Genomic DNA, 14,906 nt, shown 5'->3' with positions numbered 1-14,906 from the left:
GACCCGCGTCGCGGCCCGGTGGAAAACCGGGTGCCCCCGCGCAGCGCGACGGGAATGATCCGCTCCATGAGCGATGCGGCGGAGCGGGCGGAACAGCGGGCGGAGCAGGGCGCGCGGACGGACGGGCCGTCCGACGAGGAGCGGCTCGCACAACGGCGCAAGCGGCGGATCGGCGCGTACCGGAGTGCGAGCCGTGTGCTCGCGCGCCCCGGCTTCCTGGGCACGCTCCGCGAGCGGCTGGAGCTGCTGGACGGCGCGCGGGACCTGTACGACCTGGACGAGCCGTCGGACATGTACGGCAACGGCGTCGTCGAGGCCCTGGAGGAGAAGGTCGCCGGGCTGCTCGGCACGGAGGCCGCCGCGTTCTTCCCCACGGGCACGATGGCCCAGCAGGTGGCGCTGCGATGCTGGGCGGGCCGCACCGGCAATGCGACGGTCGCCGTGCACGCGCTGGCCCACCCCGAGGTGCACGAACGCAATGCGCTCAGCCAGGTCAGCGGTCTGCGTCCGGTGCGGGTCACGGGTGAGCCCCGGCTCCCGACCGCCGACGAGGTGCGCGACTTCGCGGAGCCCTTCGGGGCGCTGATGCTCGAACTGCCGCTCAGGGACGCCGGTTTCCTGCTGCCCTCCTGGGAGGAGCTCACCGCGGTCGTCGAGGCCGCGCGCGAGCGGGACGCGGTGGTGCACTTCGACGGGGCGCGCCTGTGGGAGTCCACCGTCCACTTCGGCCGCCCCCTGGACGAGATCGCGGGCCTGGCGGACAGCGTGTACGTGTCGTTCTACAAGTCCCTCGACGGCTTCGGCGGCGCCGCGCTCGCCGGCCCCAGGACGCTCGTCGAGGAGGCGAAGACCTGGCGGCACCGGTACGGCGGCCAGATCTTCCAGCAGTTCCCGACCGCCCTGTCGGCCCTCGCCGGCCTGGAGCGGGAGCTGCCCCGGCTGCCCTCGTACGTGGCGCACGCGCGCGTGGTCGCCGACGCGCTGCGCGAGGGGTTCGCGGCGGCCGGGCTGCCCTGGGCGCGCGTCCACCCCGCGGTGCCGCACACCAACGAGTTCCAGGTCTGGCTGCCGTACGGCGTCGACGTCCTGTCGGAGGCCGCGATCCGGCAGGGCGAGGAGACGGGCACGCTGCTGTTCGCCAATCCCTGGGACGAGAAGGGCCCGGGCCTGTCCCTCACCGAGCTGTACGTGCGGTCCGCGGGTCTGGAGTGGACCGCCGAGGACGTGAAGGCGGCGGTCGCGGAGTTCGCGTCCCGCCTCACCGAGGAGGCCGGCGAGGCGGGCGCGGCGGTGAGCGGCGGGGCCGACGGCGGTCGGTAGCCCTGCGGCAGGCGCTGGGGCCGGTGGCGGTCGGTGAGTCCGGCGGCTCGGGCAGTGCGTCCGGTGGCGGTGGGTGAGTCCGGCGGCTCGGGCAGTGCGTCCGGCGACGGCCGGTGGGGCCGGCGGCGCCGTCAGTGGGTGGAGCGTGGCCGCAGATGCAGCCACCGGCCGACGGCCAGCCGTATCCGCCCGTGGGCCGGACGCCCGGCGACGACCGCGCTGAACTGCCGGTGGTCACGCAGCTCGCGCATGACCTGCCAGTCGTCGGCGCCGGGCGCGGGCGGGGCGGGCTCGCCCAGCTGCCTGGCACGGTAGGTGTCGAGAAGGTACTGCTGTGTGACGCTCATGACGGATCGCCTCTTCGGGACTTCTCCGGATACGGGGCCGGGCTCCGCGGTCGCCCCGGTGGTCCCAGGCTGCGCCGGGCGCCGCCGGGACGTCGCGTCGATTGACGGGCGGCGTCAATCGGGCGGGGCGTTGTCGGTGGCGGGGTGCACCATGAGGTCATGAGCGTGCACATCGACATCGCGGGGCTGCGGCCGGAGAGGGTCGCCGTCGTCCCCTCACCCCTGGCCGAGCTCGGCATGGCGCTGCACGCGCTGTCCGAGCCAGGGCACCACCCGGGCCTGCAGGGCTGGGTGACGGGCGTGACGGCCGGCCTCGACCCGCACCTGGCGGACCGCATGTGCGAGGCGGACTTCCTGTGGCGGACGACGTTCTCGGACCTGTTCCTGCCGTACGCGGGCATCCCCGGCGGCGTCCTGCCCGGGGCCACGCTCGCCGAGGAGCTGGACCTGCTGGACAAGCTGACGGACGAGGAATTCGTCGACGCGGCGCTGGAGTTCAGCTGCGCGATGCCCTACGGCGAGGGGCCGAGCCCGCTGGTCGACGCGGGGCTGCGGCGGCGCGCCCTGGAGCTGGCCGCCGCGCGCGGGCCGCAACAGGTGCGGTTCAGCGAGCTGTTGCTGGCCGATCCGCCCAAGATCCGTGCCTGGCTTCGGCAGTTCCTGGAGGACTGCGACGAGGCGTTCTTCGCGGAGACCTGGTCCCGGCTGCGCCACCAGCTCACGGCGGACGCCCGGCACAAGACCGATCTGCTGCGCCGCAAGGGCCTGGCCGAGGCGCTGGCCGCCGTGTCCCCGGCCGTCACGCTCGACGAGGCCGCCGGGGAGATCACGGTCGACAAGCTCAGCGTGGGCCGTACGGCCACGCAGGACCGGGGGCTGCTCCTGGTGCCGACGAGCCTCGGCTGGCCCCATCTGTCGGTCCTGTACCGGCACGGCTGGCAGCCGGTGCTGCACTACCCGGTCGGCTCCCCGGAGATCGCGGCCCCGCCCTCCGTGCAGCAGCTCGCGCTGCGGATGACCGCCCTGTCCCACCCCGTCCGCATGCGGATCTGCCGTTATCTGGCCCGCAGCGCCTACACCACGAGCGAGCTGGCGCAGGCGCACGACATGACGGCTCCGGAGATATCCCGTCACCTGGGCGTGCTGAAGAAGGCGGGCCTGATCACCACGCGCCGCCGCGGCCGGTACGTCCAGCACCAGCTCGACATAGCCGTCGTGGCCCGCCTGGGCAGCGACTTCCTGGAGGGCATCCTGCGCTGAGCTGGCGGCAGCCGGAGGGGGCGGTGCCCCCGCGCCGCGTCTCAGTCGAACCGAATGTGCCGGATCCCCACCCGTGCCTGTCGCAGGCGTGTCCGCAGGGGGCCCTCGGTGTTCGGTCGTAGCGTCAGCCCGGCGAGTACGGCGATGCGGTCCGCGGTCTTCGGGACGGTCGAGTGGTCCGTCCACAGGTGCTCGGCGAACTCCGGCTCGCTCAGCCGCTCCAGGCAGTGGTCGAGCTGCTGTACGGCCCAGGTCTCCCTGCCCAGCCCGGCGTTCTTGCCGGCGACGTACTGCAGGAGGTGCCCGAAGCCGCGCTCGCGCAGCCGCCGCAGGACCGTCTCCCGCTGGGCGAGGAGGGTGAAGTGGCGTACGTCGTGGCCTAGTTCGCGCAGCCGGCCCACGGTCTCGTCCAGGTACCCGGAGTCGGTGACCGTCATCGGCGCGATCACGACTCCGTCGTGCTTGGCCAGGGCGAGGTCCAGCACCTCGACCACGCCCTGCCGCCAGGACGCCAAGTCCTGTAAGTCGCCGCGCAGTTCGGGCGGGAGCATCCGGCGCAGGCCGAAGCCGGCGTGTTCCGGGTCGCAAACGACGCTGCCGCGCAGGCGCCGCTGGATCTCGTGTGCGGTCTGTGTCTTGCCGCCCCCGAAAGGGCCGTTGATCCACAGGAGCATGCGCAGGACCCTAGTGGCCGGCGGACGCGTCCCGTGCGCGCCCCCACGCATCAGCCCGCCCGCCGCCGCGCGTCAGCCTGTCCGCCCCCGCGCGTCAACCCGCCCGTCGCCCGCCGCTCAGCCGTGCCCGCCCGCGCGCACCAGCCCGGTCTCGTACGCGAGGACCACGACCTGCACCCGGTCGCGCAGCCCCAGCTTGGTCAGGATGCGGCCGACATGGGTCTTCACGGTCGCCTCGGACAGCACCAGCCGGGCCGCGATCTCGCCGTTGGACAGGCCCTGCGCGACCAGGATCATGACCTCGCGCTCGCGGTCGGTGAGCCGCTCCAGCTCCTTGTGCTGAGGCTCCTTCGCGCCGCTCGGCAGCATCGGCGCGAACCGGTCGAGCAGCCGGCGCGTGGTCGACGGCGCCACCACCGCGTCGCCGCTGTGCACGGCGCGGATGGCGGCCAGCAGCTCGCCGGGCGGCACGTCCTTGAGCATGAAGCCCGAGGCGCCCGCCTTCAGCCCGGAGAAGGCGTACTCGTCGAGGTCGAAGGTGGTCAGGATCAGCACCTTCGGCGGTTCGGGCTCCGAGCAGATGCGGCGGGTGGTCTCCACCCCGTCGAGCTTCGGCATGCGGACGTCCATCAGGACGACGTCGACGGCCGTCGCGCGCAGCACCTGAAGGGCCTCCACGCCGTCCCCCGCCTCCGCGACGACCTCCATGTCCGGCTGCGCGGCGAGCACCATCCGGAACCCGGTGCGCAGCAGCACCTGGTCGTCGACGAGCATCACGCGGATCGTCATCGGGCCTCTTCCGTTCTCGTCCGTTTGCGCGGTGTCCGGCTGCGTTGGTCGGCGCAGCGGGTCGTGACAGGTGTCAGCAGGGAGCGTGCGTACGCGTCAGTGTGCGGGTTTCAGCGGCAGCAGCGCACTGATCCGGAATCCGCCGCCGGGACGCGGGCCCGCGTCGAGCGTGCCACCGACCATACCGACCCGCTCGCGCATGCCGATCAGCCCGTGGCCCTGGCCGTCGAACCCGCCCTCCTCGTACAGCTCGTGCGGGGCGCCCTTGCCGTCGTCCTCGACGAGCAGGCCCAGGCCGTCGTCGAAGTAGACGAGGCGCACGCTCGCGCCCGCGTTGGGCCCGCCGTGCTTGCGGGTGTTGGTCAGGGCCTCCTGCACGATGCGGTACGCGGTGAGCTCGACGCCGCTGGGCAGCGGGCGCGGGGTGCCCTCGACCTTGAAGTCGACGGGCAGGCCGGAGGTACGGCACTGCTCGATCAGCTCGTCTATCTGCTCCACGTCCGGCTGCGGGACGTACTCGCCGGCCTCCTTGTGCTCGCCGGTGCGCAGCACGCCCAGCAGGCGGCGCATCTCGGCGAGGGCCTGGCGGCCGGTGGAGGAGATGGTCTCCAGGGCCTTCTTCGCCTGGTCCGGGGCGGCGTCGAGGACATAGGCGGCGCCGTCGGCCTGCACCACCATCACCGAGACGTTGTGCGCGACGACGTCGTGCAGCTCGCGCGCGATGCGGGCGCGCTCGGCGGCGACGGCGACCTTGGCCTGCGCCTCGCGCTCCTTCTCCAGCCGGGCGTTGCGCTCCTCCAGCTGCGCGAAGTAGGCACGCCGGGTGCGGATGGAGTCGCCGAGCACCCAGGCCAGCGCGAACGGCACCGTCTGGAAGACCACTATCGCGAGATTGCCCAGCGTGCTGGAGTGCTCGTTCGGCCAGCGCAGTTGGGCGACCAGTGCCGCGCACAGGCCGGTGCCCAGCGCCGCCCGGGAGGCCCAGCGGGCGCCCGTCGCCGCGACCGTGTAGACGATCACCAGCATCGCGAAGTCGGCGACCGTGGTCTCGACGTCCAGCGCGACCTGCGCCACGCCGAGCCCGATCGTCAGCAGCAGCATCTTCTCCGGCATCCGGCGGCGCAGCGCGATCACCAGGCACAGCAGGAACGCGATCGGAATGATCAGCGCCAGTGACTCGGTGCCCCGGGACTCCTGGTGGGCGGCCGCGCCCACGACCGAGATCCCGAACAGGAAGACGGCCCAGAAGCTGTCGACCCCTGTCGGGTGCCTGCGGAGGAAGTCATAGAGGCGCTGCACGTAACCCAGAGTAGGGAAGCGGGATGCGTGCAGGGGTCAACCGGAGGGCCGATCCGCATCCACCGCGCATACTCCCCAAGGTGGAGGCCCCCCTCTCCTGCGCGCTTAGCCTTGGCCAGTGACGGAAGAGACATCCGGCCACCGGGACGGCTGGCGGACGGCGGCCCGGACGGCGCTCTACGGGCCCGGCGGCTTCTATCGCGGGCCCGAGGGCCCGGCCGGGCACTTCCGCACGTCGGTGCACGCCTCGCGGTTGTTCGCCGAGGCCGTGGCGCGGCTGCTGTGCCGGGTCGACGCGGCCCTGGAGCGGCCAGCGTCGCTCGCCTTCGTGGACATGGCCGCCGGACGGGGCGAGCTGGCGGCCGGCGTGCTGGCCGCGCTGCCGGCCGACGTGCTCGCCCGCACGCGCGCGTACGCCGTCGAGATCGCCGGCCGCCCGGACGGCCTGGACGAGCGGATCGAGTGGCTCGCCGCACCGCCCCGGGGCGTCACCGGGCTCCTGTTCGCCAACGAGTGGCTGGACAACGTCCCCGTGGAGGTCGCCGAGGTGGACGCGGCGGGCGTGGCACGCCGCGTGCTCGTCCGGCGGGACGGGACCGAGCGCCTCGGGGAGCCCGTCGACGGCGCCGAGGCCGAGTGGCTCGCCCGGTGGTGGCCGCTGCCGGCCGAGGAGGGGCTGCGGGCCGAGATCGGGCTGCCCCGGGACGAGGCGTGGGCGGACGCGGTCGCCTCGCTCGGCCGGGGGCTCGCGGTCGCCGTCGACTACGCGCACACCCTGGACGCGCGCCCCCTGTTCGGGACGCTCACCGGCTTCCGCGCCGGGCGGGAGACGGCGCCCGTCCCCGACGGGTCGTGCGACATCACGGCCCATGTCGCCCTCGACGCGTGCGCGGCGCACACGGCAGCGCACGGCCTCCCCGCCGCGCGCCTGCTGCCCCAGCGCGACGCCCTGCGCACCCTAGGGATCACCGGCGCACGCCCCCCGCTCACACTCGCGTCCACCGAGCCCGCGGCATACCTACGCGCCCTCGCGAGCGCGGGCGAGGGCGCCGAGCTCACCGCTCCGGGCGGCCTGGGCGACCTCGGCTGGCTGCTCCAGCCGGTCGGCATCACGGACCCGCTCGCCGAGTGAGATGGCGGGCTCCCGCCGAGCTCCTGGGCACTCCCGCCGCGTGCGCGGGCACTCCCGCCGAGCCGGGGGCCAGCGGCCGGCGCTACTTGTCGATGTCCCCGACCACGAAGAACATCGACCCCAGGATCGCCACCATGTCCGCGACCAGCGTCCCCGGCAGCAGCTCCACGAGCGCCTGGATGTTGTTGTACGAGGCCGAGCGCAGCTTCAGCCGGTACGGGGTCTTCTCGCCCTTGCTGACGAGGTAGTAGCCGTTGATGCCGAGCGGGTTCTCGGTCCAGGCGTAGGTGTGGCCCTCGGGCGCCTTCAGGACCTTGGGCAGCCGCTGGTTGATCGGCCCCGGCGGCAGGTCGGCGAGCCGGTCCAGGCATGCGTCGGCGAGGTCCAGGGCGACGTGGGTCTGCTCCAGGAGCACCTCGAAGCGGGCGAGGCAGTCGCCCTCCTGCCGCGTGACCACCTTCAGGGTGTCCTGCAGCTCGCCGTAGGCGAGGTACGGCTCGTCGCGGCGCAGGTCGAAGTCGACGCCCGAGCCGCGCGCGATCGGGCCGCTCACGCCGTACGCGTGCACGGCCTCGGGCGTCAGCGCGCCCACGCCCCGCGTGCGCCCGCGGAAGATCTCGTTGCCGAGCACCAGGTCGTCGAAGCGGTCCATGCGCGAGCGCACCGCGGCGACGGCGGCACGCGCGCGCGTGCTCCAGCCCGCCGGCAGGTCCTCCTTGAGGCCGCCGACGCGGTTGAACATGTAGTGCATCCGGCCGCCGGAGACCTCCTCCATGACGTTCTGGAGGACCTCGCGCTCCCGGAAGGCGTAGAAGACCGGCGTGATGCCGCCGAGTTCCAGCGGGTAGGAGCCGAGGAACATCAGGTGGTTGAGCACCCGGTTGAGCTCCGCCAGCAGCGTGCGCGTCCACACCGCGCGCGTGGGGACCTCCATGCCGAGCATGCGCTCCACGGCGAGGACCACACCGAGCTCGTTCGAGAAGGCCGACAGCCAGTCGTGGCGGTTGGCGAGCATGATGATCTGGCGGTAGTCACGCGCCTCGAAGAGCTTCTCCGCCCCCCGGTGCATGTAGCCGATCACCGGCTCCGCGTGCACGATCCGCTCGCCGTCCAGTACCAGCCGCAGACGCAGTACGCCGTGCGTGGACGGGTGCTGCGGTCCGATGTTGAGCACCATGTCGGTGCTCTCCGCGGCGCCGCCGATACCGACCGTGGTCTCCGTCGTAGGAGTCATGGAACACAGTCTCTCCTACGTACGCTGGCGGTATGGAGACGGGGAGCCCGCCGAGCGCGGGGACCACGGGGGACGCGACGGCGGAGCCGGCCTGGATCGGGCTGCCTCCCGGACTGCTGCGGATGCGCCGGCTGCTGCTGGTGGTGTGGCTGGGGCTGCTGGCCCTCGCCCTGGGCCTGCTGCTGGGGCTGCTCGCCGGGCCCGGCTGGGCCGCCTTCGCGCTGCTGCCGCTGGCGCTGACGGCCTGGGGCTGGGTGCTGCTCGGCCGCAACTGGCGCTCCTGGCGCTACACCGAGCGGGCCGACGACCTGCTGATCAGCAGAGGCGTGCTGTGGCGCGAGGAGACCGTCGTGCCGTACGGGCGGATGCAGCTGGTCGAGGTGACCTCGGGGCCCGTCGAGCGGCACTTCGGGCTGGCCAGCGTGCAGCTGCACACGGCGGCCGCCGCGACCGACGCGACCATCCCCGGCCTGGACCCGGCCGAGGCGGAGCGGCTGCGCGACCGGCTCACCGAACTCGGCGAGGCCCGATCGGCGGGACTGTGACGGCGCCCGGCGTCGAGGACGCCGTACGCGAGAAGGAGCCCGTCACCGAGCGGCGGCTGCACCCGGTGACGCCCCTGAGGCGGGCGTGGGCGCCGGTGGCCGTCGTCATCGGCTGGGCGGTGCACGACCCCGACCAGGCGCAGCGCCAGCTGGCCAGGCTGACGGCCACGACCCTGCTGATCGCGATCGCCGTGCTCGTCCCGGTCGCCGCCCTGTACGGCTTCATGACCTGGTGGTTCACGCACTTCGCGGTGACGCAGAGCGAACTGCGCATCCGTACCGGACTGTTGTTCCGGCGCACCGCGCACATCCGGCTGGAGCGCATCCAGGCGGTCGACATCACCCAGCCGCTCCTCGCGCGCGTGGCGGGCGTCGCCAAGCTCAAAATCGACGTCATAGGGACCGACAAGAAGGACGAGCTCGCGTTCCTGGGAGAGCGCGAGGCGCGTGCGCTGCGCGCCGAACTCCTCGCGCGCGCCGCTGGGTTCGCGCCCGAGACGGCGCACGAGGTCGGTGAGGCACCGGCGCGCGAGCTGCTGCGCACACCCCCGCTCGACCTCGCCATCTCCGTCGTGCTGACGGGCGCCACCTGGGGCTCCCTGCTCGCGGCACTCGTCGTCCCGTCGGTGCTGTGGCTGGTCACCCACAGCGTGTGGACGGTCCTCGCGACGGGCGTGCCGCTGCTGGGCGCGGCGGGCGCGAGCAGCGTGGGGCGGTTCGTCGGCGAGTACGACTGGACGGTCGGCGAGTCGCCGGACGGGCTGCGCATCGACCACGGACTGCTCGACCGTACGCACGAGACGGTGCCGCCAGGCCGGGTGCAGACCGTGCGGATCGTGGAGCCGCTGCTGTGGCGGCGGCGCGGCTGGGTGCGGGTGGAGCTGGACGTGGCCGGATCGTCCAACTCCGTGCTGGTGCCGGTGGCGCCGCGGGCGGTGGCCGAGTCGGTCGTCGCGCGCGTGCTGCCCGGCGTGACCGTGCCGGCCTCCGTGTCCCGCCCGCCGAGGCGGGCCGGGCGGTGCGTGCCGCTGTGGTGGCGGGGGCACGGACTCGCGGTCACCGACGCGGTGTTCGCCGCCCGGCACGGGCTGCTGAGCCGAAGCCTGGCGCTCGTGCCGCACGCGAAGGTGCAGAGCGTACGGCTGGCCCAGGGGCCGTGGGAGCGGCTGTGGCGGGTCGCCGACGTCCATGTGGACACCGGGGCCAACAAGACCGTGACGGCCCGGCTGCGGGACGCCCAGGAGGCGGCGGAGCTGCTGCGGGCGCAGGCCGAGCGGTCGCGGACAGGTCGCAGGGACGCCCGTCCGGACCGCTGGATGGCGCCGCAGGCCGATGACGCCGGGAACGCCGATGCCGCCGGCGCGCGCGACGCCGGCGACGCCGGGACAGGGGCACAGGAAAGCCGGCGGCCCTAGAAGGGCCGCCGGCTTCGAGATCGCAGGAGCGCGGCGTCAGGACACCGCGCTGCGCAGCCCCTGCACGTCGATCTGCTCGGTCTCGTCGTGGGCCGTCAGGTCGATCACCTGGCCGGCGGCGCGCGTCTCCTCGTCGGCCGGCTTGAACTCCGCCTCGGTCTCGGCCTTGTGCAGCGCGAGCGCCTCCTCGCCGACCACGTCCGCGAGGTCCTCGTTCTGCACGGCCTCGATGGCCTTCGGGGACGGCTCCGCCTTCGTACCGAAGAAGTCGAACCCGCCCTCGACCGCCGGGCGCGCGGGCGCGGCGGGCACCACGGCCACCGCGGTCGGTGCGACGAAGTGGCCCGCGGGCTGCTGCGCGGACGGCGTGTGCCGCGCCGTAGTGGTGGCGGCCGCGCGCTCATGCCCGTCGACCGCCACGGGCTTCCCCTGCGCCTCGTCCTCCTGCGCCGCGGGCTCGGTGCCGCCGTCCGCGGCGGCCTCCGACGCGATCGGGGCCGACTCGGCCGCGGTGGCGGGAGCCTCGCTCGTCGCGGCGGCGGCCTTCGCCTTCACCCGCTCGCGCCTGCGGGAGCGGTCGCCCTTGGGACCGTCGCCCTTGGGCGAACCGTCGTCCTCGGGAGCGGAACCGTCCCCGGTGCCCGAGGAGTCACCGGCCGGGGAGGCGTCGTTCGAGCCGTCGTCGGACGGGCCCGCCTCCGGGTCGTCCTCCGCCGAGACGTCCTCGGAAACAACATCCGCGGCGCCGTGTTCACCGGACTCACCGGATTCGCCGGATTCGCCGGACTCGTCCACCGCGTTCGCGTCCGCGTCCCGCGCGGAACCGTCCTCGTCCTCGTCGAACCGCTTCAGCGCCGCCTTGGCCCTCAGGAAGAGATGCGACCCCTCCGGCGAGAAGACCGTGCGGCCCTCCGCCGGCTCGTCGCCGTCCGCGGCGTCCCCCGTGTCCGCCGCCTCCTGCGCGTCCGCGCCGTCCGCCGAGGCAGCCACAGCCCCGGTCCCGGCGGCCTCGGACTCCGCCGCCTCGGATTCGGCGGTCTCGACGTCCGCGGTCTCGACGTCCGCGTCCATGTCCGCCGGCTCCTGCGCCGGCACGGGCGGCAGCGCCCGCGTCGGCGTGCCCGCCTCTATCTCCAGCAGGCGGCGGCCCTCCAGGGCGCTCGCCCGCTCGGTCTCGGCGGTGGCGTAGCGCCGCAGCAGCGCCGCGTGTTCGTTGCGCAGGCCCGCCAGTTCGGCGCGCTTGGCCCGCAGCCGCTGCTCCAGCTTGGCGCGCAGCTCGCGCGACTCCTCGAGGTCGGTCTCCAGCTCGGCGACCCGCTCCTCGTGGCGCCACTCGTCGCTCGCACGCGCGCGCGTGAGGTCGGCGACCTGTTTGCCCGCCTGAGCGTCCCAGCGGCGCATGACGGCCGCACCGACGACCGCCGTCGCGGCGGCCGCCGCGGCGATGACACGGAGCACGGCCTGCTGTGTGAAGACCCACGGGCCGAAGGCGCAGACGAAGGAGACGCCTGCGATCGCCGACGGGGGAAGCAGCCTGTGCAGGGGCGGGGAATGGCGGTGACGTCCACGTGGCATGGCCAGAAACTTACCGCGCGTAGGCGACCCTTGGTGCCCCGCCCCGCAAAAACACAGCCATACCGAAACGTTCACACGGCATCAGGAATTGACCCACGTCGAATTCGGCAAGATCAACATCTTCCGAAACGCCTGTCACCTGTCGCTCAGCCGCCCGCTGATCCACTGCAGCGTCGCGGGAATCTCCCTGCGCCAGGTGTTGAAGTTGTGACCGCCGCTTTCGAGGATGATCGACGAGATCCGCGTGAGCTTCGTGGCCTGCACACGCTGTATGAACTTCAGCGTCGCCTTGTAGTTGGATTCCCCGATCCGGCTGCTGGTGACCAGCAGCGAAGCGTCGGGTGCGCGCAGGTGGTTGAGGCACCACCACAGATCGGCCCGATTGCGCAGCGCCTTGTTCCCGCGGAAGAGATCGCCCGTGGTGGGGTCGATCGGCGCCTTGTAGTACGGCGACAGACCCGCCGCCGCGGTGTACGCCCTGGGGTGGTGCATGGCGAGCTTCAGCGCGCAGTAACCGCCCGTGGAGTCGCCGATGATGCCCCAACTGCCCGGTTTCCTGCCCACCCTGTAGTGCGCGGTCAGGGCGTCGGGCAGATCCTTGGCGAAGAATGTCTCCGTCTGCGGGCCGCCCGGAACGTCCACGCACTCCGTGTCCCTCGGCGGTGCCACGGTCGGCCGCAGCATCACCAGGATCATCGGCTGCATACGCCCGTCCTTGGCGAGCTCCTGGGCGGTGCGCGGATAGTGCAGTTTCGTCACCAGCGCCTCGGCGGTGCCCGGATATCCGGTCAGTACGACAGCGGCCGGAAATGTACGCGCGCGGTAGCGCGCCTGGAAGTACTCCGGCGGCAAATACACGTACGCAGGTGTGGCGATGTGTGTCGTACGTCCGACGATGTCGACCTTCTGGATCTCGCCGCCGGTCTCGGGCGCGGAACCGCCGGACCCGCGCACACCCGCCGTCCGGAGCACCTCCAGCGGGCCGCCCGAGCCACCGAGCGCCGTGTGGTTGACGACGACGCCCTGGTCCTTCTCCTGGCCGAACAGGTCCGCCCAGCTGGCGTAGAAGCCGAAGGCCTGGTTGGCGGCGAGGCCGACCGACGCGAAGAGGGCCACCTGGGTGCCGAGCAGCAGACCGACGCGACCGCCGACGGCCCGCCAGTTGCGGCGCGCGAGGCGCGGCCACAGCCACACCGTGCCGATGAACAGCAGCACGGCGCACGCAACCGCCACACACAGCACTTTGTTGCTCGTAAGACCCATGACCAGCTTCCTGCCTGCGGTTTCACCCGGCTCCCCCGCACCTTCGCAAGGGCTTGTCCGGGTCTTTCCTCGGGCTTTGAAACGCCTTTGAGAAGCGGAGTGAACCTCTCCTCGCGTGACACCGTCCTAGAGGGCGCAATGTCGCCGGATGCCCGAATCGGCACCGGATCCAAGGTCTCTCGCAGAACTACGGGATGCGATGTCTGTCAGGACAGATGAGGAAATGTCGGGTGGGGTTCCCACTCGATCACGCAGCGCGCGGCGCGTATTCCGTGGTCCGCGCCCCGAGGCCGTTCCCGTCCTGGTCGCCAGGGCGTGCGCCGTCGTCGGTCTGCTGGACGTCGCGGCGGGGGTCTTCCCACGCTTCCGGCACAGCCGTATGCACACGCTCGCCGAGGTGCTGCCCGGCTCGTTCGGCCCGTTCGCGGCCGCGCTGTCGCTGAGCGCCGGCATCCTGCTGCTGCTGCTCGCGCACGGCCTCAGGCGCGGCAAGCGCCGGGCCTGGCGGGCCGCGGTGGCGCTGCTTCCGGCAGGCGCCGTGGCGCAGTTCACGTACCGGCACTCCGTCATCGGCGTGATCATCTCGCTGGCACTGCTCGCTCCGCTGCTGCGCCATCGCGACCAGTTCGCGGCACTGCCCGACCCGCGCAGCCGCTGGCGCGCGCTCGCCAACTTCGTGCTCATGGGCGCCGGTTCCCTCGTGCTCGGACTGGTCATCGTCAGCGTCCACCCGAACCGCATGGTCGGCGACCCGAGCCTGGCCGACCGCATCACGCACGTGCTCTACGGCCTGTTCGGCTTCGAAGGCCCGGTGAACTACCAGGGCAACACCTCCTGGACGGTCGCGTTCTCGCTCGGCGCCCTCGGACTGATCACCGCCGTGACGACCATTTACCTCGCCTTCCGGCCCGAACACCCGGCGGCGCGCCTGACGGAGGACGACGAGGCACACCTCCGGGCTCTTCTGGAGAAGCACGGACGCCGCGACTCCCTGGGCCACTTCGCGCTGCGCCGCGACAAGGCCGTGGTCTTCTCGCCCAGCGGCAAGGCGGCGGTGACGTACCGCGTCGTGTCCGGGGTGATGCTCGCCAGCGGCGACCCCATCGGCGACGTCGAGGCCTGGCCGGGCGCCATCGAGCACTTCATGGACGTCGCCAAGGCCCACTCCTGGACCCCGGCGGTGATGGGGTGCTCCGAGACGGGGGGCGAGGTGTGGACCCGCGAGACCGGCCTCGACGCCCTCGAACTCGGCGACGAGGCGGTGGTGGACGTGGCGGATTTCTCCCTCACCGGCCGCGCGATGCGCAACGTGCGCCAGATGGTCAAGCGCATCGAGCGCGCCGGTTACGAAACCCGGGTACGTCGTGTCCGTGACGTCGGCGAGGCCGAGCTGGAGCGGATCCGCCAGGCCGCCGAGGACTGGCGCGGCACCGACACCGAGCGCGGCTTCTCCATGGCGCTGGGCCGCATCGGCGACCCCTCCGACGGCGACTGCCTGATCGCCACGGCCCACAAGGCCGACGAGGAGCCGGGAGAGTACGGCGACCTCAAGGCGATCCTGCACTTCGTCCCGTGGGGCTCGGACGGCGCCTCGCTCGACCTGATGCGCCGGGACCGTTCGGCCGACCCCGGCATGAACGAGCTCCTGATCGTCGCGGCGCTCCAGGCGGCACCGAAGTTCGGCATCACGCGCGTGTCGCTCAACTTCGCGATGTTCCGCTCGGCGCTGGCGCGGGGCGAGAAGATCGGCGCCGGCCCGGTGCTGCGCGCCTGGCGCGGGCTGCTGGTGTTCCTCTCGCGCTGGTTCCAGATCGAGTCCCTGTACAAGTTCAACGCCAAGTTCCGGCCGCGCTGGGAGCCGCGCTTCGTGGTCTATCGCGCCTCCGCCGACCTGCCGCGGATCGGCTTCGCCGCCATGCAGGCGGAGGGCTTCGTCGACCTCGCGCTGGCGCTGCCGCGCTTCCTGCGCCGCCGCAGGCCCACCCCGCGCGCGTGCGCGCACGCCCACACCCTCGCGGAGCACGACGCGCGCGCCGCATGACCGACGGCCGGC

At 72.9% G+C, this 14,906-nt stretch carries 13 protein-coding genes; 6 read left to right on the top strand and 7 right to left on the bottom strand.

Going from position 1 to position 14,906, the window contains the following annotated elements; all coding sequences use genetic code 11:
- Positions 1–66: 66 nt before the first annotated feature.
- The gene (locus ACFU97_RS27595) at positions 67–1,320 is read left to right on the top strand and encodes a threonine aldolase family protein (protein ID WP_384261561.1); all 1,254 of its coding nucleotides are present in this window, start codon (positions 67–69) and stop codon (positions 1,318–1,320) included.
- Positions 1,321–1,451: 131 nt separating this feature from the next.
- On the opposite strand, the gene ACFU97_RS27590 is transcribed toward ACFU97_RS27595, so the two are convergent.
- The gene (locus ACFU97_RS27590; RefSeq protein ID WP_384261560.1) at positions 1,452–1,667 is read right to left on the bottom strand and encodes a hypothetical protein; all 216 of its coding nucleotides are present in this window, start codon (positions 1,665–1,667) and stop codon (positions 1,452–1,454) included.
- Between the two features lie 159 nt (positions 1,668–1,826).
- Here ACFU97_RS27590 and ACFU97_RS27585 point away from each other — a divergent pair, with 159 nt between their 5' ends.
- Positions 1,827–2,927 carry a DUF5937 family protein gene (locus ACFU97_RS27585; protein WP_384261558.1) on the top strand — a complete coding sequence of 367 codons (1,101 nt, stop codon included), beginning with the start codon at positions 1,827–1,829 and terminating at the stop codon, positions 2,925–2,927.
- A 41-nt stretch (positions 2,928–2,968) separates the two neighbouring features.
- On the opposite strand, the gene ACFU97_RS27580 is transcribed toward ACFU97_RS27585, so the two are convergent.
- The 3 genes from ACFU97_RS27580 to ACFU97_RS27570 form a co-directional block, all read right to left on the bottom strand.
- The gene (locus ACFU97_RS27580) at positions 2,969–3,601 is read right to left on the bottom strand and encodes an AAA family ATPase (protein ID WP_384261556.1); all 633 of its coding nucleotides are present in this window, start codon (positions 3,599–3,601) and stop codon (positions 2,969–2,971) included.
- Between the two features lie 117 nt (positions 3,602–3,718).
- Positions 3,719–4,390, bottom strand: a complete 672-nt coding sequence (locus ACFU97_RS27575; RefSeq protein WP_384261553.1) for a response regulator — start codon at positions 4,388–4,390, stop codon at positions 3,719–3,721.
- Between the two features lie 96 nt (positions 4,391–4,486).
- Complete coding sequence (locus ACFU97_RS27570) at positions 4,487–5,689, bottom strand: sensor histidine kinase (RefSeq protein ID WP_384261551.1); 1,203 nt, start codon at positions 5,687–5,689, stop codon at positions 4,487–4,489.
- Positions 5,690–5,807: 118 nt separating this feature from the next.
- On the opposite strand from ACFU97_RS27570, the gene ACFU97_RS27565 reads away from it, so the two are divergent.
- Positions 5,808–6,821 (top strand): SAM-dependent methyltransferase, encoded by a 1,014-nt coding sequence (locus ACFU97_RS27565; protein WP_384261549.1) that lies wholly within the window; start codon positions 5,808–5,810, stop codon positions 6,819–6,821.
- Between the two features lie 82 nt (positions 6,822–6,903).
- Here ACFU97_RS27565 and ACFU97_RS27560 read toward each other — a convergent pair whose 3' ends face one another.
- Positions 6,904–8,055 (bottom strand): NADH-quinone oxidoreductase subunit D, encoded by a 1,152-nt coding sequence (locus tag ACFU97_RS27560; RefSeq protein ID WP_384261546.1) that lies wholly within the window; start codon positions 8,053–8,055, stop codon positions 6,904–6,906.
- Positions 8,056–8,087: 32 nt separating this feature from the next.
- On the opposite strand from ACFU97_RS27560, the gene ACFU97_RS27555 reads away from it, so the two are divergent.
- Positions 8,088–8,600, top strand: coding sequence for a PH domain-containing protein (locus ACFU97_RS27555; RefSeq protein ID WP_384261544.1), 513 nt, complete (start codon positions 8,088–8,090; stop codon positions 8,598–8,600).
- Positions 8,597–10,015: a PH domain-containing protein gene (locus ACFU97_RS27550; protein ID WP_384261541.1), complete on the top strand. Its 1,419-nt coding sequence runs from the start codon at positions 8,597–8,599 to the stop codon at positions 10,013–10,015. The genes ACFU97_RS27555 and ACFU97_RS27550 overlap by 4 nt, the downstream gene beginning before the upstream one ends.
- A 36-nt stretch (positions 10,016–10,051) precedes the next feature.
- Here the strand turns inward: ACFU97_RS27550 and ACFU97_RS27545 are convergent, their stop codons facing one another.
- Entirely contained in the window at positions 10,052–11,590 is a 1,539-nt protein-coding gene (locus ACFU97_RS27545) for a hypothetical protein (RefSeq protein ID WP_384261537.1), read from the bottom strand.
- A gap of 135 nt (positions 11,591–11,725) precedes the next feature.
- Entirely contained in the window at positions 11,726–12,853 is a 1,128-nt protein-coding gene (locus ACFU97_RS27540; protein WP_384261535.1) for an alpha/beta hydrolase, read from the bottom strand.
- 223 nt (positions 12,854–13,076) lie between these two features.
- Between ACFU97_RS27540 and ACFU97_RS27535 the strand changes: the two genes are divergently transcribed.
- On the top strand, positions 13,077–14,894 hold the full coding sequence (locus tag ACFU97_RS27535) for a phosphatidylglycerol lysyltransferase domain-containing protein (RefSeq protein ID WP_384261533.1): 1,818 nt from the start codon (positions 13,077–13,079) through the stop codon (positions 14,892–14,894).
- The last annotated feature ends 12 nt before the right edge of the window (positions 14,895–14,906 follow it).

Source organism: Streptomyces sp. NPDC057616 (assembly GCF_042800575.1).
GTDB lineage: Bacteria > Actinomycetota > Actinomycetes > Streptomycetales > Streptomycetaceae > Streptomyces.
Note: the sequence above shows the minus strand (reverse complement) of the source record. Positions and strands in the feature narration are given on the sequence as shown.

Excerpts from the sequence above, each read along its gene's own strand:
- ACFU97_RS27595 (WP_384261561.1), top strand. The coding sequence starts at position 67 with ATGAGCGATGCGGCGGAGCGGGCGGAACAGCGGGCGGAGCAGGGCGCG.
- ACFU97_RS27590 (WP_384261560.1), bottom strand. The coding sequence starts at position 1,667 with ATGAGCGTCACACAGCAGTACCTTCTCGACACCTACCGTGCCAGGCAG.
- ACFU97_RS27585 (WP_384261558.1), top strand. The coding sequence starts at position 1,827 with ATGAGCGTGCACATCGACATCGCGGGGCTGCGGCCGGAGAGGGTCGCC.
- ACFU97_RS27580 (WP_384261556.1), bottom strand. The coding sequence starts at position 3,601 with ATGCTCCTGTGGATCAACGGCCCTTTCGGGGGCGGCAAGACACAGACC.
- ACFU97_RS27575 (WP_384261553.1), bottom strand. The coding sequence starts at position 4,390 with ATGACGATCCGCGTGATGCTCGTCGACGACCAGGTGCTGCTGCGCACC.
- ACFU97_RS27560 (WP_384261546.1), bottom strand. The coding sequence starts at position 8,055 with ATGACTCCTACGACGGAGACCACGGTCGGTATCGGCGGCGCCGCGGAG.
- ACFU97_RS27555 (WP_384261544.1), top strand. The coding sequence starts at position 8,088 with ATGGAGACGGGGAGCCCGCCGAGCGCGGGGACCACGGGGGACGCGACG.
- ACFU97_RS27545 (WP_384261537.1), bottom strand. The coding sequence starts at position 11,590 with ATGCCACGTGGACGTCACCGCCATTCCCCGCCCCTGCACAGGCTGCTT.
- ACFU97_RS27540 (WP_384261535.1), bottom strand. The coding sequence starts at position 12,853 with ATGGGTCTTACGAGCAACAAAGTGCTGTGTGTGGCGGTTGCGTGCGCC.
- ACFU97_RS27535 (WP_384261533.1), top strand. The coding sequence starts at position 13,077 with ATGTCGGGTGGGGTTCCCACTCGATCACGCAGCGCGCGGCGCGTATTC.